The sequence below is a fragment of the Roseateles violae genome (genome assembly GCF_030410485.1).
GTDB classification, from domain to species: Bacteria; Pseudomonadota; Gammaproteobacteria; order Burkholderiales; family Burkholderiaceae_C; genus Roseateles_D; species Roseateles_D violae.
In genome coordinates this window covers 247,646-267,074 of sequence record NZ_JAUHHC010000004.1, presented here as the reverse complement: position 1 = coordinate 267,074, position 19,429 = coordinate 247,646, and the positions used below count along the sequence as shown (strand labels likewise).

At 69.3% G+C, this 19,429-nt stretch carries 15 protein-coding genes; 5 read left to right on the top strand and 10 right to left on the bottom strand.

The window, feature by feature from the left end; genetic code table 11:
* Nucleotides 1–262: 262 nt before the first annotated feature.
* A complete protein-coding gene (locus QWJ38_RS15625) occupies nucleotides 263–1,909 on the top strand; it encodes an N-acyl-D-amino-acid deacylase family protein (RefSeq protein ID WP_290360038.1) in 1,647 nt (548 codons plus the stop codon).
* Here QWJ38_RS15625 and QWJ38_RS15620 read toward each other — a convergent pair.
* The 8 genes from QWJ38_RS15620 to aptA form a co-directional block, all read right to left on the bottom strand.
* Nucleotides 1,906–3,420 carry an aldehyde dehydrogenase gene (locus tag QWJ38_RS15620; protein WP_290360037.1) on the bottom strand — a complete coding sequence of 505 codons (1,515 nt, stop codon included), beginning with the start codon at nucleotides 3,418–3,420 and terminating at the stop codon, nucleotides 1,906–1,908. The two genes, QWJ38_RS15625 and QWJ38_RS15620, sit on opposite strands and share 4 nt — an antisense overlap.
* Entirely contained in the window at nucleotides 3,417–5,807 is a 2,391-nt protein-coding gene (locus QWJ38_RS15615; protein WP_290360036.1) for a tetratricopeptide repeat protein, read from the bottom strand. The genes QWJ38_RS15620 and QWJ38_RS15615 overlap by 4 nt, the downstream gene beginning before the upstream one ends.
* On the bottom strand, nucleotides 5,804–6,217 hold the full coding sequence (locus QWJ38_RS15610; protein ID WP_290360035.1) for a hypothetical protein: 414 nt from the start codon (nucleotides 6,215–6,217) through the stop codon (nucleotides 5,804–5,806). The genes QWJ38_RS15615 and QWJ38_RS15610 overlap by 4 nt, the downstream gene beginning before the upstream one ends.
* A 16-nt stretch (nucleotides 6,218–6,233) precedes the next feature.
* Nucleotides 6,234–6,563 carry an antibiotic biosynthesis monooxygenase family protein gene (locus QWJ38_RS15605; protein ID WP_290360034.1) on the bottom strand — a complete coding sequence of 110 codons (330 nt, stop codon included), beginning with the start codon at nucleotides 6,561–6,563 and terminating at the stop codon, nucleotides 6,234–6,236.
* 81 nt (nucleotides 6,564–6,644) lie between these two features.
* Nucleotides 6,645–8,054, bottom strand: a complete 1,410-nt coding sequence (locus tag QWJ38_RS15600) for an aspartate aminotransferase family protein (protein ID WP_290360033.1) — start codon at nucleotides 8,052–8,054, stop codon at nucleotides 6,645–6,647.
* 154 nt (nucleotides 8,055–8,208) lie between these two features.
* Nucleotides 8,209–9,579, bottom strand: a complete 1,371-nt coding sequence (locus QWJ38_RS15595; RefSeq protein ID WP_434063987.1) for a glutamine synthetase family protein — start codon at nucleotides 9,577–9,579, stop codon at nucleotides 8,209–8,211.
* Nucleotides 9,580–9,636: 57 nt separating this feature from the next.
* The gene (locus QWJ38_RS15590) at nucleotides 9,637–10,407 is read right to left on the bottom strand and encodes a gamma-glutamyl-gamma-aminobutyrate hydrolase family protein (protein ID WP_290360032.1); all 771 of its coding nucleotides are present in this window, start codon (nucleotides 10,405–10,407) and stop codon (nucleotides 9,637–9,639) included.
* 43 nt (nucleotides 10,408–10,450) lie between these two features.
* Nucleotides 10,451–11,767 carry an omega-aminotransferase AptA gene (aptA, locus tag QWJ38_RS15585; RefSeq protein ID WP_290360031.1) on the bottom strand — a complete coding sequence of 439 codons (1,317 nt, stop codon included), beginning with the start codon at nucleotides 11,765–11,767 and terminating at the stop codon, nucleotides 10,451–10,453.
* 135 nt (nucleotides 11,768–11,902) lie between these two features.
* Here aptA and QWJ38_RS15580 point away from each other — a divergent pair, with 135 nt between their 5' ends.
* On the top strand, nucleotides 11,903–12,373 hold the full coding sequence (locus QWJ38_RS15580; protein WP_290360030.1) for an Lrp/AsnC family transcriptional regulator: 471 nt from the start codon (nucleotides 11,903–11,905) through the stop codon (nucleotides 12,371–12,373).
* A gap of 15 nt (nucleotides 12,374–12,388) precedes the next feature.
* On the opposite strand, the gene QWJ38_RS15575 is transcribed toward QWJ38_RS15580, so the two are convergent.
* On the bottom strand, nucleotides 12,389–13,294 hold the full coding sequence (locus tag QWJ38_RS15575) for a DMT family transporter (RefSeq protein WP_290360029.1): 906 nt from the start codon (nucleotides 13,292–13,294) through the stop codon (nucleotides 12,389–12,391).
* Nucleotides 13,295–13,336: 42 nt separating this feature from the next.
* Entirely contained in the window at nucleotides 13,337–14,128 is a 792-nt protein-coding gene (locus QWJ38_RS15570) for a ferritin-like domain-containing protein (protein ID WP_290360028.1), read from the bottom strand.
* A gap of 94 nt (nucleotides 14,129–14,222) precedes the next feature.
* Between QWJ38_RS15570 and QWJ38_RS15565 the strand changes: the two genes are divergently transcribed.
* The 3 genes from QWJ38_RS15565 to QWJ38_RS15555 all read left to right on the top strand — a co-directional run bounded on the left by QWJ38_RS15565 (nucleotide 14,223) and on the right by QWJ38_RS15555 (nucleotide 19,426).
* Nucleotides 14,223–14,747 carry a gamma carbonic anhydrase family protein gene (locus tag QWJ38_RS15565; RefSeq protein WP_290360027.1) on the top strand — a complete coding sequence of 175 codons (525 nt, stop codon included), beginning with the start codon at nucleotides 14,223–14,225 and terminating at the stop codon, nucleotides 14,745–14,747.
* 7 nt (nucleotides 14,748–14,754) lie between these two features.
* Nucleotides 14,755–15,726 (top strand): Hsp33 family molecular chaperone HslO, encoded by a 972-nt coding sequence (hslO, locus tag QWJ38_RS15560; protein ID WP_290360026.1) that lies wholly within the window; start codon nucleotides 14,755–14,757, stop codon nucleotides 15,724–15,726.
* Between the two features lie 193 nt (nucleotides 15,727–15,919).
* Nucleotides 15,920–19,426, top strand: a complete 3,507-nt coding sequence (locus QWJ38_RS15555) for a hypothetical protein (protein WP_290360025.1) — start codon at nucleotides 15,920–15,922, stop codon at nucleotides 19,424–19,426.
* The last annotated feature ends 3 nt before the right edge of the window (nucleotides 19,427–19,429 follow it).

The following is a 19,429-nucleotide window of genomic DNA, read 5'->3' as shown; positions in this document are numbered from 1 at the left end:
AAGAAGGTCGCCAAGGGGCGCGCGATCGTGCTGCCGCTGTCGCCGGCCACCCGCGGCCATGGCTCGCACACGCTGGCCTCGCTGTGGCAGGACGAGCTGGCCAAGCTGCTGGCGCAGACCGCCGCGAGGTAGCGGCCTGCGGCCGAACAGCCAGTTCAGCTGCAACTGGCATTGCCTGCGGTTATGGGCGATGCACAAGCCGGCCTGCGAACCGCGGGGAAGCTCGCCTGCCGACGCACCGCCTGCTTTCGATAATCGGCCGATGCACCTGCCTCGCCGCCCGAAACTGGCCCCGAAACTAGCCCTGAATCTGGCCCTGGCCGGCCTGCTCTTGAGCGCCTGCGGCCACGCGCCGTCCCCCGCAGCAAAAGTTGACGAGCCGGTCGACCTGCTGATCCGTGGTGGCCGCATCGTCGACGGCAGCGGCAATGCCTGGGTGCGCGGCGATATCGCCGTGCGTGCCGGCCGCATCGTCGCCATTGCGCCGGCGCTGAGGCTGCCGGCGAAGCGGGTGATCGAGGCGCGCGACCATATCGTCGCGCCCGGTTTCATCGACACCCATGGCCATCTGGAAGGCAATCTGTTCGACAAGCCGACGGCGGACAATTTCGTCCAGGACGGCGTGACGACGGTGATCACCGGCAACTGCGGCGCCTCGGCCGAAGGCGGACTCAAGGGCTTCTTCGAGCGCATCGAGCGCGACGGTGCCTCGATCAACGTCGCTTCGCTGGTCGGCCACAACACGGTGCGCCAGCAGGTGCTGGGCCTGGCCAATCGCAAGGCCACGCCGGCCGAGCAGCAGCGCATGGAGGCCCTGGTCGAGCAGGCGATGGGCGAGGGCGCGGTCGGCTTCTCGACCGGCCTGATCTATCTGCCCGGCCTCTACAGCGACACGCCCGAGGTCGTCGGCCTGGCCCGCGCGGCGGCGCGCCAGCAGGGGCTTTACGCCTCGCACATCCGCGACGAGGCGGCCAAGGTGGTCGAGGCGATCCAGGAAGCGCTGGACGTCGGCCGGCAGGCGCAGCTGCCGGTGCAGATCTCGCATTTCAAGGTCAGCGCGCCGGCCAACTGGGGCCGCTCGCGCGAGACGCTGGTGCTGATCGAGCAGGCGCGCGAGCAGGGGCTGGACGTGACCATCGACCAGTACCCCTATGCCGCCAGCAGCACCTCGCTGCAGGTGATGCTGCCCGACTGGGCGGTCGAGGGCGGTCGCGAGGCCATCGCGGCCCGTCTGGCCGATGCGCCGACGCGCGCCCGCATCAATGCCGAGATCGTGCAGGGCGCGCAGCGCCACAAGCGGACGGACTTCTCCTATGCGGTCGTCGCCCGCCACGCGGCCGAGCCGGCCCTGAACGGCCGCAATATCAGCGAGATCAACCGCCAGCGCGGCCGGCCGGCGACCATGCAGGCCGAGGTCGAGACCATGCTGGAGCTGCTCGCCGCCGGCGGCGCGCAGATGACCTTCCACGGCATGAGCGAGGAGGACGTGCGCCGCATCATGGCCTACCCCTTCAGCATGGTCGGCGCCGACGGCGGCGTGCAGAGCGGCGCCGGCATGCCGCATCCGCGCAGCTACGGCACGAATGCGCGCGTGCTTGGCAAATATGTGCGCGAGGAGCGGGTGATGCGGCTGGAGGAGGCGGTGCGCCGCATGAGCTCGCTGGCCGCGCAGCGCTTCCGCCTGCAGGACCGCGGCCTGCTGCGCGTCGGCTACGCGGCCGACATCGTCGTCTTCGACGAGCAGACGGTGCGCGACCGCGCCACCTTCGAGAACCCGCACCAGATGTCGGCGGGCTTCGACGCCGTCATCGTCAACGGCGTGCTGACGGTCGAGAACGGCCGGCACCTGGGCGCGCGAGCCGGCAAGGCCTTGCGCAGCGGCAGCAGCAGCAGCGAACAAAAGAGCTAGTCAAAGCTGGGGCTGTGGTTGATCCGCAGCCAGGTCGTCTTCAGCTCGGTGTACTTGTCGAAGGCGTGCAGCGACTTGTCGCGGCCGTTGCCGCTCTGCTTGTAGCCGCCGAAGGGCACGGTGATGTCGTCCTCGTCGTACTGGTTGACGTGCACCGTGCCGGCCTTCAAGGCGCGGGCGACGCGGTGGGCGCGGTCGATATGGCTGCTCCAGACGCTGGCCTGCAGGCCGTAGGACGAATCGTTGGCCAGCGCGACGGCCTCGGCCTCGGTCTTGAAGCGCAAGACGCTCATCACCGGGCCGAAGATCTCCTCGCGGGCGATGCGCATCTGGTTGTCGACGCCGTCGAAGATCGTCGGCTCGACGAAGAAGCCGCCGCTGTCCTGGCGCGTCTGGCGGCCACCGACGACGGCCCGCGCGCCCTCGCTGTGGCCGGCCTCGATATAGCCGAGCACCGTGTGCAGCTGCAGCTCGTCGACGATCGCGCCCATCACCGTGTCGGCCGCCAGCGGATCGCCGGGCTGGTATTTCGGCGCCTCGGCCGCCACCAGCTCGACGAAGCGCTCGGCGATGCTGTCCTGCACCAGCACCCGCGAGGGCGCGTTGCAGCTCTCGCCCTGGTTGAAGAACATCGCGCCGGCGACGGTGCGGGCGGCGCGCGCCAGATCGTCGAAATCGTCGAAGACCAGGAAGGCCGACTTGCCGCCCAGCTCGTTGTAGACCCGCTTCAGGTTGGAGCGGCCGGCATAGTCCAGCATGCGCCGCCCGGTGCGGGTCGAGCCGGTGAAGCCGATCGCATCGACGTCCGGGTGCAGGCCCAGCGCCTCGCCGGCCTCGTTACCGAAGCCGGGCACCACATTGAACACGCCGGGGGGCAGGCCCGCCTGCACGGCGATCTCGGCCAGGCGCAGCGCCGTCAACGGCGATTTCTCGCTGGGCTTGAGCACCACCGAGTTGCCGGTCGCCAGCGCCGGCCCCAACTTCCAGGCCGCCATGATCATCGGATAGTTCCAGGGCACGACAACGCCGACGACGCCGATCGCCTCGCGCTGGATCAGGGCCAGCGCGTTCTGTCCGGTCGGCGCGATCTCGTCGTAGAGCTTGTCGATCGCCTCCGCATACCAGGCGATGCAGCGCGCGGCGGCCGGCACGTCGACCGCCAGCGCATGCTGGATCGGCTTGCCCATGTCCAGGGTCTCCAGCAGCGCCAGTTCCTCGCGCGCGGCCAGCAGCAGCTCGGCAAAGCGCTGCAGCAGCTTCTTGCGCTGCGCCGGCGAGCGGCGCGACCAGCGGCCGTCGTCGAAGGCGGCGCGCGCGGCGGCCACCGCGGCATCGATATCGGCTGCCTGGCCGCGCACGATGGCGCCGAGCAGGCGGCCGTCCACCGGCGAGCGCTTGGCGAAGGTCTCGCCGCTGCGGCCGGCGACGCGCTCGCCGCCGATGAAGGCGCGGCCGTCGGGCGTCAGCGCGGCGGCGCGCGCATGCCAGTCGATCGGGTGTGGAGCGTTCATGGGGTCTTTCCGGTCTTCAGCGGCAGCAGCGCCAGGTGCGCGCCGACGCGCTCGCCATAATCCTGCCCCCTGTCGGCCAGCTGGTCGCTGTCCAGCGGCGGCGGGAACAGCCAGGCTGCCAGCGAACGCGCGTCGGCGTCGAAGGGGGCGCTGCCGGCGGCGCCGGCGGCCGGCAGCGCCGCCACCCGCAGCCAGGGTTCGCGCAAGGCCTGGGCCAGCGCCTGCGCCTCGGCCGGGCGTTCGCCGTGTAGGCGCAGCAGCGCGGCGGCGACGTCCTCGGCCAGCTCGGGATAGAAGCCTATGGTGTAGTCGTCCGGCGGTTCCGGCTCGATCTGAAAGCGGTAGGCGTTCTCGACCGCAGCCTGGTAGCGCCGACCGGCCTCGGCGATGTCGCCGGCGCTCAGCGCGATGTCGCCGAGCACCCGCTGCGCCAGCGCGATCACCTCGGGGTCGCCCTGGTCCGTGCCCAGCTGCAGCGCCTGCTCGCACAGCGGCTTGGCATCGTCGAGCCGCCCGCAGCCGGCCAGCATATCGGCCTGGTGGTAGTTGACCCAGGCGCTGTTCCAGGCGTCGCCGATCGCCTCGAAGCAGGCCAGGGCATCGGCGTAATGGCCCAGCGCCGTCTCGAAATCGCGCCGGCCGAAGCGCGCCGCCTCGGCCAGGAAGATGCTGCTGAAGCCGCGCACGACGCAGCCGTCGACATTGGCGGGCTCGGGCGGATCGCCGGCCAGGCCGGTGCGCTGGCGCATTTCGTCCAGCACCTCCTGAACCGCGGTCCAGCCCTCGCCGCCGCGGTCGTGGGCGGTTTCCTTCGGGTAATGCTTCTTGAAGCGGCGCAGCAGCTCCAGGCCCTCGCGCAGGCGGTGGATGCGCTCGCCGCTCTGCGCAGCCAGCGGCGCGCCGCCGGCGGCGGCGCTGGCCGTCTCGGGCGCCGACAGCGCCAGCCGGTGCTCCCATTCATCGAGCAGCTGGTCGCAGAAGTCGAAGCCCTTGTCGGTGAAGCAGCTCCACCACCAGAAGGCGGTGAGCCAGACACGCAGAAAGGCCAGGCTGGCGCGCGGGTTGTAGCCGGCCTGGGCGAAGTGGTAGAGCCAGTTGTCCTGCGCCTCGCGCCAGACCGGGTTCTCGTAGCGGTACAGGGCCAGGTATTGCGTGCGCTTCTGGTAGACCTCCTCGATCTCGCTCAGCTGGGCCAGGAAGTAGTCGGCGGCGCGGGTGTTCAGCGCCTTCAGCTGCTCCTCCTCCAGCTTGCTGCGCAGGAATTCGGCGATCACCCGGTGCATGGTGTAGCGTGGCGGCTGGCCCTCGGCCGACTGGCGCCGCTCGATCATGCCGGCCTGGGCCAGCTGGCACAGCGCCAGCCGCGACACGCCGGTCACCGCCTGCGCCAGCGTCTCGTCGAACCACTGCGGGTCGGGCCGCAGCACCGACAGCGCGGTGACCGCCGCGCGCAGCATGTCGCCGTCGAGCTGCTCGGAGTCGAGCAGGCCGCTGCTGCCGAGCTGCTCGTAGCCGGCCTCGATCACCTCGGCCATGGGCCGGCTCAGGTTCTCGGTGAACTCGATCGGCTTCTTTTCCTTGAACATCTGGCCGATGTCGCGCAGCGAGGCCAGCAGCGCGCGCACCGGCGCCTCCTCCTCGGCCATATTGCGCAGCATCTTGCCCATCATCACCAGGGCCAGCGGCAGGCCGTCGACGCGCTCGACCAGGGCGGCCAGGTCCTCGGCCTCGGCCGTCTCGGTGACGTCCTGGGCCAGCGCGCGCAGCAGCAGCAGGCTGTCCGCCGGCGACAGCTTGGGCACGACCAGCACCCGCGCATTGGGGCTCAGCTCGCGCGCGACCCCGCGCTTGCGCGAGGTCAGCACCCGCCGCACCTCCTTGCCGCCCAGCATGAAGAGCTGGCCATGCTCGGAGGTCCAGACGTCGTCGATGATCAGCAGCAGGCGGCGCTTGCCGAACCTGCTGGCGATCGCGCGGCCCAGCTCGCCATCGGTCTTGCGCTTGGCGACGGCCGTCTCGTCCAGGCCGACCGCCTCGGCCCATTTCAGCAGCTCGCTGCGCACATCGGGCGTCTGGCCCAGATGCGCCCACAGCACGCCGTCGAAGCGGCTGCGCAGCGCCGGGTCGCGGATCAGCTCGGCCGCCAGCGTCGTCTTGCCGACGCCGGCCAGGAACTCGAAGGCGAAGTCGCGCTGGCCCGCATCGATGCCGGCCAGCACCTCGGCCACCAGCGGGCTGCGGCCGACGATGTCGTGCAGGGGCTGGCGCAACTCGGGTTCGGGGATCGGCTCCTCGTCCTCCTCGTCTTCGCCGAGCTCCAGCGGGCCGTGCAGCTCGCCGATCTGGATCAGGTTCTTGATCCTGCTGGCCCGGGTGTCGGTCTTCATGCCTTGCCGTCCCGCCCGCCGATATGCAGGCCGCCATGCAGGACGCCCACGCTGGTGACGTTGTCGATGCGGTCGGCCTTGACCTTGAACTGGTTGTGCTGGCCGCCGCCGGCCTCGCTCGGCAGCAGCGCGGCGATCTCGGCCAGAAAGGCCGGGTCTTCCTGCAAGGCGTCGAGCAGCAGCGCCTCCAGCACGGTGCGGTTCTTCGCATTGTCGGGATCGTCCTGCAGCTTCTGCAGCTGCCGGCTCTCGACCGGCGCGCCGGCGAAGCGCGCCTTCAGCTTCTCGAACAGCTTGCCGCCCTGTTCCAACGCGGCCTCGCCGGCCGATTCGGCGAACTTGCCGGCGGCCTTGGCCAGATAGGGGCCGAGGGCGGCGACGACCGAGGCGGCGATGCTGACCGGATCCATGACCTGGGCTCCCCGCTCAGGCGCCGGCCTTGAACGCATAGGAGCGCTCGGGCCGGCAGACGTCGATCTGGTACTCGGCCATGAACTCGAGCCGGGCCCGTTCCTGCACCGCGACATGCTCGGGGTGCAGGCGCCAGGCGCGCAGCGAGTCGGCGTCGGCGAACTCGACCAGGCTCAGGTTCTCGCCATCGGCGGCGGCGAAGTCCTTGTAGGACAGGAATCCCGGCATCGCGCTGGCCAGCTCGTACATGCGCATGCCCAGGGGCTCCAGCGCCGCCAGATCGGCATCCTGGCGCAGCCGGGAACGGAAGATCACGACGAGCTTGCTAGCAGAAGCGTCCGACATGGCGGCTCCTTTCGGGTTGGCCGGGCCAGTCTAATCCTCGCCCAGGGCGGCGGCCATCCTTGTTTCAAGGCGCTCTGCCGCTCAGACTCCTAGCCAGCCGCGCGTGCGCAACTCGTCCAGCGTGAGATCGAGGCAGCGGCGGATCAGCGCCATCATCTCGTCGATCTGCGCGCGCGTGATCACCAGCGGCGGCGCGACGATCATGCGGTCGCCGACGGCGCGCATGATCAGGCCGTTGCCGAAGCAATGGCCGCGGCACAGCATGCCGACGGCCCGCGCAGCGGCGAAGGGGGCCAGCGTCGCCTTGTCGCGCACCAGCTGCAGCGCGCCCATCAGGCCGCAGCTCTGCGCCTCGCCGACCAGCGCATGCTCGGCCGCCAGCGCGGCGAACTGCTCGGCCAGATAGGGGCCGGTCTCGTGCCCCACCTGGCGCGGCAGGTTCAGCTGGCGCAAGAGGCGCAGATTGGCCAGCGCCACCGCGCAGGCGGTCGGATGGCCGGAGTAGGTGAAGCCATGCTCGAACTCGCCGCCCTCGTCGACCAGCGCGCGGGCGACGCGCTCGCCGACCAGCACGCCGCCCAGCGGGATGTAGCCGGAGCTGACGCCCTTGGCGAAGGCGATCAGGTCCGGCGTGAAGCCCAGGGTCTCGCAGCCGAACCACTGGCCGCTGCGGCCGAAGCCACAGATCACCTCGTCGCTGACCAGCAGGATGTCGTAGCGGCGGCAGATCCGCTCGATCTCGGGCCAGTAGCTGGCCGGCGGCACGATCACGCCGCCGGCGCCCTGCACCGGCTCGCCGATGAAGGCGGCCACGTTCTCGGGGCCCAGCTCGAGAATCCTGGCCTCCAGCCAGCCGGCGGCCAATAGGCCGAAGTCCTCGCGCGAGACATGGCGGCCGAGCTCGAACCAGTGCGGCTGCTGGATATGGTGGATGTCCGGGATCGGCAGGCCGCCCTGCGCATGCATCGCGCTCATGCCGCCCAGCGAGGCGCCGGCCATCGTCGAGCCGTGGTAGCCGTTGACACGGCCGATGATCTTCTTGCGCTGCGGCCGGCCCTCGATGTCCCAGAAGCGGCGCACCATGCGCACGATGGTGTCGTTGGCCTCGGAGCCGGAGCAGGTGTAGAACACGCGCTCGAAGCCGGGCGGCGCGATCGCGGCCAGCGCCTCGGCCAGCTCGATCGCCGGTACCGTCGCGGTTTGGAAAAAGGCGTTGTAGAAGGGCAGCTCGCTCATCTGCCGCGTCGCCGCCTCGATCAGCGCGCGCTGGCCGTAGCCGACGTTGACGCACCACAGCCCGCTCATCGCGTCGAGGATTTTCTGGCCGTTGCTGTCCCAGAGGTAGATGTTGTCGGCGCGCTCGATGATGCGCGCCCCCTTGGCGGCCAGCGCCTTGTGGTCGGTGAAGGGATGCAGGAAGTGGCGCGCATCGGCGGCCTGCCATTCCTGCGTGCTGCGGGTCTCGATGCGGGGCGTTTGGCTTGTCGTCATCTGCGCGTCCTCCTCAGTTGTTTTGCTGCGGGCCGAGCGCCGGGCCGCCCCAAGCCGGCCCGCCATGGCGATGTGCTTGCGGCTCAATGCCGCAAGAATCGCCGTCCCCTCGGGGGACCGGCCAAGGTACTCCTTGGGCGAGGGACTTCATATCTCACACATGCAAGAGCAGATGCTCGCGCTCCCAGGGTGAGATCACCTTCATGAACTCGGCGTACTCGATCTCCTTGATCTCGGTGTAGACGGTGACGAAGGATTCGCCCAGCACCTCGGCCAGCTCCCTGGCGCCGCGCAGCAGGTCCAGCGCGTCGCCGAGGCTGCGCGGCAGCTGGTAGTCGCCCAGATAGGCGTCGCCCTTGCATTCGGGCGTCGGCTCGATGCGCTGCTTCAGGCCCAGATAGCCGCAGGCCAGGGTCGCGGCCAGCGCCACATAGGGGTTCGCGTCGGCGCCGATCACGCGGTTCTCGATGCGGCGGTTGGCCGCGGCGGCCAAGGGCGCGCGGATGCCCACCGTGCGGTTGTCGATGCCCCACTGGATATTGATCGGCGCGGCCGTGTTGCGGGCCAGGCGCCGGTAGCTGTTCACATAGGGCGCGAACAGCGCCATCGCGGCCGGCACATAGCGCTGCAGGCCGCCGATATACCAGCGGAATTCGGGGCTGGCCGAGCCGTCGGCGAGGCTGAACAGGTTCTGCCCGTCCTCGGCGCGCGAGATGCTCTGGTGCACATGCATCGCGCTGCCCGGCTCGCCGGCGATCGGCTTGGCCATGAAGGTGGCGAACATATCGTGGCGCAGCGCCGCCTCGCGCACGGTGCGCTTGAAGAAGAAAACTTCGTCGGCCAGGGCCAGCGGCTCGCCATGGAAGAAGTTGATCTCCATCTGGCCGGCGCCGATCTCGTGGATCAGGGTGTCCACGCTCAGCTCCATCTTCTCGCAGTAGTCGTAGATGTCCTCGAACAGCGGGTCGAACTCGTTGACCGCGTCGATCGAATAGGCCTGGCGCGAGGTCTCGGCGCGGCCGCTGCGGCCGATGGGCGGCTTCAGCGGCATGTCGGGGTCGGTGTTGCGCGCGACCAGGTAGAACTCCAGCTCGGGCGCGACGACCGGCTGCCAGCCTTGTTCGGCGAACAGGCCGCAGACGCGGCGCAGCACCGAGCGCGGCGCATAAGGCACCAGCCGGCCCTCGCGGTCGAAGCAGTCGTGGATGATCTGCGCGGTCGGGTCGGCGGCCCAGGGCACCAGGCGCACCGTCGTCGGGTCGGCGCGCAGATGCATGTCCATGTCGTTGGGGCTGATGACGTCGTAGTAAGGCCCTTCCTCGGGGAACTCGCCGGTCACGCCCATCGCCACCACCGCCTCGGGCAGGCGCATGCCGCGCTCCTCGCTGAACTTCTCACGCGGCAGGATCTTGCCGCGCGCGACGCCGGTCAGATCGGGCACCAGGCATTCGATCTCGGTCACGCGATGCTCGCGCAGCCATTGATCGAGTTCGCTAAAGGTGAAATTGTCTCGGCTGACCACCATCGGAACACCTCATCATCATTGCTGCTTGATTTGGGGGGCTTGCGGTGGGGCAGGGCGCTAGGTCTCCGGATCGCGTCCCTGGTAGTCCATGCAGGCGCGGCCGAAGGCGGCGAGGATGCGCTGCGAGACCGGGTTGCTGGCGGCCTGCCATTCGGGATGCCATTGGACGAACAGCGCGAAGCCGCGCGCGCCCTCGACGCTGAAGGCCTCGACCAGGCCGTCGTCGGCCTTTGCCTCGATGCGCAGGCCCTCGGCCAGGCGCTTGATGCCCTGGCCATGCAGCGAATTGACGCGGATGCGCGGCGCGTCGAGCAGGCCGGCCAGCAGGCCGTCGGCCTGCACATCGACCTCGTGCGCAAACGCGTATTGCTCGTCCGGCGTGCCGGGGCCGGCGCGGTGATCGGCCAGGCCGGGCTGTTCCTGCACCGCCTGGTGCAGGCTGCCGCCCAGCGCGACATTGGCCTCCTGGAAGCCCCGGCAAATGCCCAGGATGGGCAGGCCGCGCGCGATTGCCTTCGGGATCAGCGGCAGCACCCAGTCGTCGCGCACGCGGTCCTGCGGCAGCGATTCGTCCCGCGTCGTCTCGCCATAGTGGCTGGCGTGCACATTGCTCTTGGAGCCGGTCAGGAACACGCCCTCGGCATGGTCCAGCAACTCGTCGACCTCGTCCGCGCTGCTGCTCGGCACGATCAGCGGCAGGCAGCCGGCCAGGCGCACCGCGTCGATGTACTTCTTGCCGGCCATCTGGAAGGGGTGGTCCCCCATCATCCGGTTGCAGGCCGGCACCAGCACCAGCGGTTTTCGGGACTTCTTGCTTGGCTGCTTCATAAAAGACAAGGGCCAACGTCGTTGGCCCCATCATGCCCTGAAATCAGGCCGCCCGTTTCAGGGCGCCGCGTAGGGTGTCGATCAGCTGGTCGATCTGTGCGCGCTCGATGATCAGCGGCGGCGACAGCGCGATCGTGTCGCCGGTGGTCCGGATCAGCGCGCCCTGGTCCCAGCAGTCGAGGAAGACGTTGAAGGCGCGCTTGCCCGGCTCGCCGGCGATCGGCGCCAGCTCGACCCCGCCGACCAGGCCGATATTGCGCACGTCGATCACATTGGGCTCGCCGCGCAGGCTGTGCAGGCATTCGGCGAAATAGCCCTGCATTTCGGCCGCGCGGGTCAGCAGGCCCTCTTCGGCATAGGTGTCCAAGGTCCCCAAGGCGGCCGCGCAGGCCAGCGGATGGGCCGAATAGGTGTAGCCGTGGAAGAACTCGATCAGGTGCTCGGGGCCGTTCATGAAGGCGTCGTGGATCTTGGCCGCGGCGAACACGGCGCCCATCGGCACGCAACCGTTGGTCAGGCCCTTGGCCACCGTCATCAGGTCCGGCGTGACGCCGAAGGTCTGGGCGGCGAAGGGCGAACCGGTGCGGCCGAAGCCGGTGATGACCTCGTCGAAGATCAAGAGGATGCCGTGCTTGTCGCAGATCTCGCGCAGGCGCTGCAGATAGCCCTGGGGCGGGATCAGCACGCCGGTCGAGCCGGCCACCGGCTCGACGATGACGGCGGCGATCGTCGAGGCGTCGTGCAGGGCGACCAGCTTTTCCAGATCGTCGGCGAACTCGGCGCCATGGACCGGCTGGCCGACGCTGAAGGCATTGCGGGCCGGGTCATGCGTGTGGCGGATATGGTCGACGCCACCGAGCATGGTGCCGAACATTTTGCGGTTGGCGACGATGCCGCCGACCGAGATGCCGCCGAAATTGACGCCGTGGTAGCCGCGCTCGCGGCCGATCAGCCGGGTGCGCGTGCCTTCGCCACGCGCGCGGTGGTAGGCGATCGCCATCTTCAGCGCCGTGTCCACCGATTCGGAACCGGAGTTCGTGTAGAAGACCTTGTTGAGCCCGGCCGGCATGATGCGGGTCAGCCGCTCGGCCAGCTCGAAGGCCTTCGGGTGTCCCATCTGGAAGGGCGGAGCGAAGTCCAGCTCGGCCGCCTGCTGCTGGATCGCCTGCACGATGCGCGGCCGGTTGTGGCCGGCATTGACGCACCACAGCCCGGCGATGCCGTCCAGCACCTGGCGGCCCTTGTCGTCGGTGAAATACATGCCGTCGGCGCGGGTCAGCAGGCGCGGCGCCTTCTTGAACTGGCGGTTGGCGGTGAACGGCATCCAGTAGGCGTCCATCGCGGGGGTGTCTGGGCTCATGGTACAACTCCTTTGCAGATCGGCCCAGTCTAGACAGGGCGCGGCGCAATGTGCGTGCGCAATGGCCATGGGATTACCCGCGTTATGGCAATCGCATGCGATAGTTGGGGCTTTGAACCGCAGAAAATTTCAAGAATGGCCGCAGAACCGCAACTCGATGCCATCGACCGGTCCATCCTGAACGCGCTGCAGCAGAATGGCCGGCTCTCCAATATCGAGCTGGCGCGGCAGGTCCATCTGTCGCCCTCGGCCTGCCTGCGGCGGGTCAAGCAGCTAGAAGACGCCGGCGTGATCGCTCAGTATGTCGCCCTGGTCAACCCGAAGGCGGTCGGCAAGCAGGGCCTGAGCTACACCATCATCAATCTGGAGCGGGTCAGCCCGGCGGCGCTTGCCGCCTTCGAGCAGGCGGTGCGCGACAGCCCCGACATCCTCGACTGCTTCTATGTCGCCGGCAGCAACGACTACCTGATCCGCTTCGCCTACCGCGACTCCGAGGACCTGGAGCGCATGCACAGCCAGGTGCTGATGCACCTGCCCGAGGTGGCGCGCTCGAACTCGATGCTGGTGCTGCGCACCGTCAAGAAGACGACGGCCTTCGAACTCTAGGCCGCGCTAGGCGCTCTAGGCCGCGGCGACGGCACGGCGGCGCCAGTTCAGCAGCGGCAGGAGCTGGATCACCAGCAGGCTGGCCAGGATCAGGCCACAGCCCAGCAGGCCGGCGGCCGAGAGCCGGTCGCCCATCAGCAGATAGCCGAAGACGGCGGCGAACAGCGTTTCGGCGGACAGGATGATGGCCGCGTCGGACGCATGCGCATGGCGCTGGGCGAGCACCTGGGCGGTGAAGGCGACGCCCACCGACAGCACGCCGGTGTAGGCGATCGGGCCGGCGGCGGCTTGCAGACCGGCCAGGCTGACCGGCTCCATCGCCAGCGCCCAGGCCAGCGAGAGCAGGCCGCAGACGAGGAACTGGCCGCTGGCGACCAGGAAGGGCGCGGCCATGCGGTCGGCGATGCGGCCGACGATCAGCACATGGAAGGCCCAGGGAATTGCCGAGGCGATCACCCACAGATCGCCGACGCCGATGTTCAGCTCGTGCGCGCCCGAGAGCAGGAAGGCGCCGACCAGGCAGGCCAGCGCGCCCGGCCAGACCGACCAGTGCGGCAGCTGGCGCAGCAGCAGCCAGGACAGCAGCGGCACCAGTGGCACGTAGAGCGCGGTCAGGAAGCCGGCATTGGTGACCGAGGTATGGACGATGCCGATCTGCTGCATCGCCGCGCCCAGCAGCATCAGCACGCCCAGGCCGGCGATCTTGGCGCCGTCGCGCCGCGCCGGGGCGCGCTCGCGCCGCGCCAGGCCGCGCCATTCCAGCCAGGCCAGCGGCGCCACGACCAGGGCACCGATCAGGAAGCGCACGCCGGTGAACAGCATCGGCCCGACCTCGGCCATGCCCTGGCTCTGCGCGACGAAGGCCGAGCCCCAGATCAGGGCAACGACGAGCAGCAGCAGATTGGCTTGGACACGGTTCACGGCGGACTTCCTTCGGGCACAGCGCTCGATTATCTCCGCCGCTCAAATGGACGCGCTCAGGTAGGCGATTTCCTCGGGGCTGAAGCCGGCCGCCTCGCGCGCCGCCAGATTGAAGGGCGGGCGCAGCCGCGGCGCCTCGTAGCGGGCGACCAGCGCCGGGTAGAGCGCGATCGGATCGAGGCCGCGCTCGCGGCACAGCTGGCGGTACCAGCGGTTGCCGATCTGCACATGGCCGACCTCGTCGCGCAGGATCACATCGAGGATCTCGACCGCGCGCTGGTCGCCGGCGCGCGCCAGCTTGGCCTGCAGCGGTGGCGTCGCGTCGAGGCCGCGCGCCTCCAAGGTGCGCGGCACCAGGGCCATGCGGGCCAGCACGTCGCCGGCGGTGCGCTCGGCCATGGTCCACAGGCCGTCGTGCGCGTCGAAGTCGCCGTAGTCGAAGCCCAGGCCACGCAGATGCTCGTGCAGCAGACCGAAATGCAGGGCCTCCTCGGCAGCGACGCGCAGCCAGTCGCGGTAGAACTCGGCCGGCATGCCGGCAAAGCGCCAGACCGCATCCAGCGCCAGATTGATCGCATTGAACTCGATATGGGCGATCGCATGGATCAGCGCGGCGCGGCCTTCGGTCGTGAACGGCGAGCGCTTGGGCACCTGCAGGGTTGGCACCAGGCGCGGCCGCTCGGGCCGGCCGGGCAGGCCCTCGGGGCGCTCGATCGTGCGCTGGGTATCGAGTTCCATGCGCTCGGCCGCGGTCTGCAGCCCGCGGGCGGCCGCCGCCTTGGCGGCCGGCTCCGGCATGCGCAGGATGGCAAGGGACTGCTGACGGAGTTCCATGGGGCGGCATTTTCGCCGCCCGGCGCGGGATTTCGGCGCCACCTAAAATCGCCGCTTCGCCCGCCAGCGGGCACAGCAAGAAAGTTGCCGCGCAATGGCTGTCTACCAACTGGGCGAGCAAAGCCCCGATATCGCCGAATCGGCCTGGGTCGCCGACAGCGCCGAGGTGATCGGCCGGGTCGAACTGGCCGAGGACGTCAGCATCTGGTTCAACGCGGTGCTGCGCGGCGACAACGAGCTGATGCGCATCGGCCGCGGCACGAATATCCAGGACGGCTCGGTGCTGCATTCGGACCACGGCTCGCCGCTGACGGTGGGCGAGGGCGTCACCGTCGGCCACCAGGTGATGCTGCATGGCTGCACGATCGGCGACCATTCGCTGATCGGCATCGGCGCGGTGGTGCTCAATGGCGCCAGGATCGGCAAGGGCTGCCTGGTCGGCGCCGGCGCCCTGGTCACCGAGGGCAAGGAGTTTCCCGATGGTTCGATGATCATCGGCGCGCCGGCCAAGGCGGTGAAGGAGCTCAGCCCGGAGCAGATCCAGGCTTTGAAACTGAGCGCCCAGCACTACATAGAGAATGCCCGCCGCTATTCGAGCGGGCTGAAGCGGATCAAGTAAGCAAGCAATGAGTGAACTGCATAAATTCCTGTTCGAGGGCCTGCCGGTGCGCGGCATGCTGGTGCGCCTGACCGATGGCTGGCAGGAGGTGCTGCGCCGCCGCGAGGCGGTCGGCGCGCATCCGCCCGAGCTGCGCGCGCTGATGGGCGAGATGGCGGCCGCCGGCGTGCTGATGCAGGCCAATATCAAGTTCAACGGCGCGCTGGTGCTGCAAATCTTCGGCGACGGCCCGGTCAAGCTGGCCGTTACGGAGGTGCAGCCGGACCTGAGCTTCCGCGCTACGGCCAAGCAGGTCGGCGAGGTGCCCGCGGGCGCCGGCCTGGAGGCGATGCTGAATGTGCACGGCCAGGGCCGCTGCGCGATCACGCTGGACCCGAAGGACAAGTTCCCCGGCCAGCAGCCCTACCAGGGCGTGGTGCCGCTGCATGGCGACCGCCGCGAGCCGCTGCAGAAGCTCTCGGAGGTGCTGGAGCATTACATGCTGCAGTCCGAGCAACTCGATACCAAACTGGTGCTGGCCGCCAACGACCAGATCGCCGCGGGTCTGCTGATCCAGCGCCTGCCGGTCAAGGGCGAGGGCAATATCGAGGGCAGCGAGGCGGGCGAGCGCAACGAGGACCGCATCGGCGAGTCCGAGGACTACAACCGCATCAGCATGCTGGCCGCGACCCTGACGGCCGAGGAACTGCTGACCCTGGATGCCGACACCATCCTGCGCCGCCTGTTCTGGGAGGAGACGGTGCGCCGCTTCGAGCCGCGCAATCCGCGCTTTGCCTGCAGCTGCTCGCGCGAACGGGTTGGCCAGATGCTCAAGAGCCTGGGCCGCGGCGAGGTCGACGAGGTGCTGGCCGAGCGCGGCAGCAATGTCGAGATCGGCTGCGAGTTCTGCGGCCTGCAGTACCACTTCGATGCGGTGGACATCGGCGAGCTGTTCTCCGCCCAGCTGGCCCAGGCCGGCGGCAGCGGCACGGTGCAGTAGGCAAGGCAGGGCCGGGGCTTGACCCGGCAACGCCAGGACTGTCGGCAAAAGGCGACGGCCTCCCCCTTGGCCTCCCTTACCTCCCTAAAGCTGCAACTGCCGCGATCTTGACCGCGCGGGCGCAAGCTGAGACTGTCGCGGCAGTGCCGGCCCGCGTTGCCGGCTCCGATGGCAGCAGCGCTCGGGAGGTTGCATGGCCGATTCATCATCGGGTTCGACCGGGGGATTCCCCTGGGCCAGTGTGGCCGTGCTGGCGGCCTTCGTCGCCAGCACCCAGCTCGTTCCCCGCGCCTTCGAGGCGCTGCGCCCGCCCGAGAAGGAGCGCGCGCAGGCCACCATGGTCGAGGCGGCGCTGCCGATCGACGCGCGGCTGTGGGAAGACCCGTTCATCGCGCTGCGCCGTTACGAGGCCGAGCGCAACGATCGCTGCGAAAAGAGTTTCAAGGATGCGGCCGCGGTCCAGGGCTGCAAGGGCGCCGATGCGCAGCGCCAGTTGCCGACCCATGTGGTGCGCCGCATGGGTGGCGGCACCGATGCCGAGGACACGCTGGTGCTGGCCGCGATGGTGCCAGGCAATCCTTTCGTCGGCGCCGAGGAAAGCCGGCGCCGCACCCGCTATGCCGTTCTGGCCGGTCTGCAGGCGACCGGCTTCCTGCCCGACGATGCCGAGCACCTGGGCCTGCTGGCGCTGCCGCGCAAGTCGCTCGTGTCCGTCGGCGACAGCCAGCCCGAGAGCACCTACAACGTGCCTTACGAACTGCTGCATCGCGACCCGTCCGGCCAGCTTAGCGGCGAGCAGACCGAGTTCCTGCGCTACGGGCGCGTGCTGCTGCTGTGGGTCGACGAGAACGCGTTGCCGACCCCCAAGCTCGATGCCATGGCCTTGCTGGTGACCCAGCTGCTGGGCGAATGGGCCTGCCAGGTCGCGGCCGAAACGACGCAGGGCGGCTATCGGGCGGACAGCCTGCCGGGCCTGGCGGTGATCGGTCCCTCGTCGACCGATGCCTTGCGCGTGGCGCTGACCGATCTCGGCCGTGCCAACGATATCGCGGCCAGCTACCGCGGCTATACCAAGCAGGGCGGCTGCCTTGCCGCGGATGTCCATGCGGCCAAGCGGCCCAATGATCTGCAACTCGGCTACTGGCGCCTGTCCAAGGCCTATTTTTTTAATCCCTTCTCGACCGCCTTGTCCAGCTATCTGCCGGAGCTGCAGAACCAGACGATCTGGCAATTCCTGTTCAAGCAGTTCAACGAGGTCGTCGAGCCGGTGTTCGGGCCCGTCAGGGAGGAAGACATCAGCTTCGTGCGCACGATCAGTACCGACGATCTGTTGATCGACAAGCTGGTGATCGAACTCCAGCGCCGCCTGCCCGAGGAGCGCCGGCGGCGCATCGTTCTCATCGCCGAGCGGGACTCGCTATATGCGCAATCGCTGGTGCGCGAGCTGACCGTGGTGCTCAAGCGGCAGATGCCTTGGCTGGAAGTCGTGGCGGCCTATTATTTCCGCGGCATCGACGGCGTGACCACGCGCGAAGCGGCCACCGCCGCCGCTGCCGTGGCCAAGCCGGGCAAGGACCCTCAGGACGAGAGCCGCAAGATCGAATGGCCCGAGTCGCGCGACCAGCTCGACTATCTGCGCCGCATGGCGCTGTCGTTGCAGCAAAGCGAGTCGGATCCCGATCAGGCGCCGATCGGGGCGCTCGGCATATTCGGCTTCGACGTGCACGACAAGCTGCTGGTCATGCAGGCCCTGCACGACAACTTCGCCGACCGCATCTTCATGACCACCGATATGGATGCGCGCCTGCTGCACCCGCGGGCGCTGCCCTTCACGCGCAACCTGATCGTGGCGACCAGCCTGCCGCTGGAGATGCCGTCGAGGGCCAGAACGCGCCCGCTGGACCTGCGTGCCGGTGGTGCGCCGTTCCGCGATGTCTATCAGAGCGCCACCTACCTGGCCGCGCGCCAGGCCGGCTGCAAGAGCGATCGCTGCCGCGATGTCGAACGTGAAAAGGCCGACGATCTGATCGACAACCCCTGGCTCTACGAGATCGGCCGCACGCGCCCGATCTGGCTGGAGGGCAGGGGGGGCGTGGCACTGAATGTCGGCCGGGCCGATCAGGGGCAGGGGCTTGTTGCCGGCATCTTGCTGGGCTTCATGTCGGTGGCGCTGCTGCTGTGGCCCTCGACGCCGTCGCTGCGAAAGCTCCGCGCGCGCCTGGTCCGTTTCGATCCCGCCGATGCCGAGGCGAAAAGCCGGCTCGGCCCGGCGACCGCTTTGCTGGCCACCGCGCAACTGGCCGTGCTGGCCTTTATGTACGTAACGGTGCTGGAATTTCTCAATCCGCGTGGCCTGGCCCTCTGGCAGCCGGTGGCGCTGGCCATGCTGGTGCTCGCGCCGGCCAGCCTGGCCGTGTGGCTGGATCGCCGCCGCGAGCGCAGCGGGGCCGCCGTGCCCAAGCTTGCCGCTGCGCCTTATTACCTGCTGGTGCTCGGGTCGGCGCTGGTGCTGATGCTGCTGGTCTGGACGCAGCAGGGCACCGGCGCCTGCGACAACTGCGAGCCGGTGGCCTGGTTCGAAGGCGTCAGCGCCTGGCCTTCGCATCTGCTGCACCTGCTGGCCCTGGTGGTGATCGTTGGCTCGATCGACGTGGCCTGGGAGCATGGCGTGCACACGCTGTCGCAGGACGGTCACTGGCTGGCGCTGGGCGACGACCCCGAGTCGGGTCGGCAGCGACCGGGCTGGCTGGCCAGTCTGCCGCGCATCTCGCTGCTGCGCTGGACGCGGCCGGCGGGCTTCAGCTGCGACATCGCGAGCCTGTGGCGCGAATACGTGCTGCGCGCGGCCGGCCGCCCGCGCGCGTTGCGGGTGCTGATGATCTATCTGCTGACCATGGGGATCGGGCTGTGGCTCTTGTGGATGCTGGGCACCGGCCAGTCGGGCTGGGGCGACAGCCGCATCCTCGAGATCCCGGTGCGCGGCGCCCGGCACCGTGCGGTGGTGTTCAGCGCCCTGGCCCTGGTGCTGGCCCTGCTGCCGCTGGCCATCCTGGCGGTTTCGGACGCCACCCTGCTGGTCTACCGCTTTGTCAGCCATCTGAACTGCGGACGCAGCGTCTATCCCCGTAGCTGCCTGAAGCGCTTCGCCGATGCGCTGGGCGACCCGGCCTGCGCCGAACTCTGGTGCACGCCGATCGCTGCCGAGCCCGAGCGGCGCAGCGACGGCACGGCGCCGGCACGCCATTCGCTGCTCGACGGCTGGATCGACATGCAGCTGGTGGCCCGCCGCACCGAGCACATCTCGCCGATGGTGATCGGCCCCTTTACCGTGCTGGGCATCGTGCTGCTGGCGCGCAGCCGGGTATTCGACAACTGGTCGCTGACGCCGGCGATCGCGCTGATTGCCAGCGCCTATCTGTTGGTGCTGATCGCGCTGGGCGCTCTGCTCAAGCGCGCGGTGGAGCGGACGCGCGAGCACACGCTCGCGGCGATGGCCGCCGACCTGCGCTGGCTGAAGGGCCAGAGCGGTCCGATGGGCGCGCTGGCCAAGCCCTTCGAGTCGCTGAGGGACGAGGTCAGGACCATGCATAGCGGCGCTTTCGCGGGCCTGTTCGACCAGCCGATGCTGAAGGCGATGCTGGTGCCGCTGGGCGGCGCCGGCGGCGCGCAGTTGCTCGACTATCTGAGCCTGGCCTGGTGAGGC

Excerpts from the sequence above, each read along its gene's own strand:
- QWJ38_RS15580 (WP_290360030.1), top strand. The coding sequence starts at position 11,903 with ATGGCCGCAGAACCGCAACTCGATGCCATCGACCGGTCCATCCTGAAC.
- QWJ38_RS15610 (WP_290360035.1), bottom strand. The coding sequence starts at position 6,217 with ATGGATCCGGTCAGCATCGCCGCCTCGGTCGTCGCCGCCCTCGGCCCC.
- QWJ38_RS15605 (WP_290360034.1), bottom strand. The coding sequence starts at position 6,563 with ATGTCGGACGCTTCTGCTAGCAAGCTCGTCGTGATCTTCCGTTCCCGG.
- QWJ38_RS15570 (WP_290360028.1), bottom strand. The coding sequence starts at position 14,128 with ATGGAACTCCGTCAGCAGTCCCTTGCCATCCTGCGCATGCCGGAGCCG.
- QWJ38_RS15590 (WP_290360032.1), bottom strand. The coding sequence starts at position 10,407 with ATGAAGCAGCCAAGCAAGAAGTCCCGAAAACCGCTGGTGCTGGTGCCG.
- QWJ38_RS15615 (WP_290360036.1), bottom strand. The coding sequence starts at position 5,807 with ATGAAGACCGACACCCGGGCCAGCAGGATCAAGAACCTGATCCAGATC.
- hslO (WP_290360026.1), top strand. The coding sequence starts at position 14,755 with ATGAGTGAACTGCATAAATTCCTGTTCGAGGGCCTGCCGGTGCGCGGC.
- QWJ38_RS15595 (WP_434063987.1), bottom strand. The coding sequence starts at position 9,579 with ATGGTGGTCAGCCGAGACAATTTCACCTTTAGCGAACTCGATCAATGG.
- QWJ38_RS15555 (WP_290360025.1), top strand. The coding sequence starts at position 15,920 with ATGGCCGATTCATCATCGGGTTCGACCGGGGGATTCCCCTGGGCCAGT.
- QWJ38_RS15620 (WP_290360037.1), bottom strand. The coding sequence starts at position 3,420 with ATGAACGCTCCACACCCGATCGACTGGCATGCGCGCGCCGCCGCGCTG.
- aptA (WP_290360031.1), bottom strand. The coding sequence starts at position 11,767 with ATGAGCCCAGACACCCCCGCGATGGACGCCTACTGGATGCCGTTCACC.
- QWJ38_RS15600 (WP_290360033.1), bottom strand. The coding sequence starts at position 8,054 with ATGACGACAAGCCAAACGCCCCGCATCGAGACCCGCAGCACGCAGGAA.
- QWJ38_RS15565 (WP_290360027.1), top strand. The coding sequence starts at position 14,223 with ATGGCTGTCTACCAACTGGGCGAGCAAAGCCCCGATATCGCCGAATCG.
- QWJ38_RS15625 (WP_290360038.1), top strand. The coding sequence starts at position 263 with ATGCACCTGCCTCGCCGCCCGAAACTGGCCCCGAAACTAGCCCTGAAT.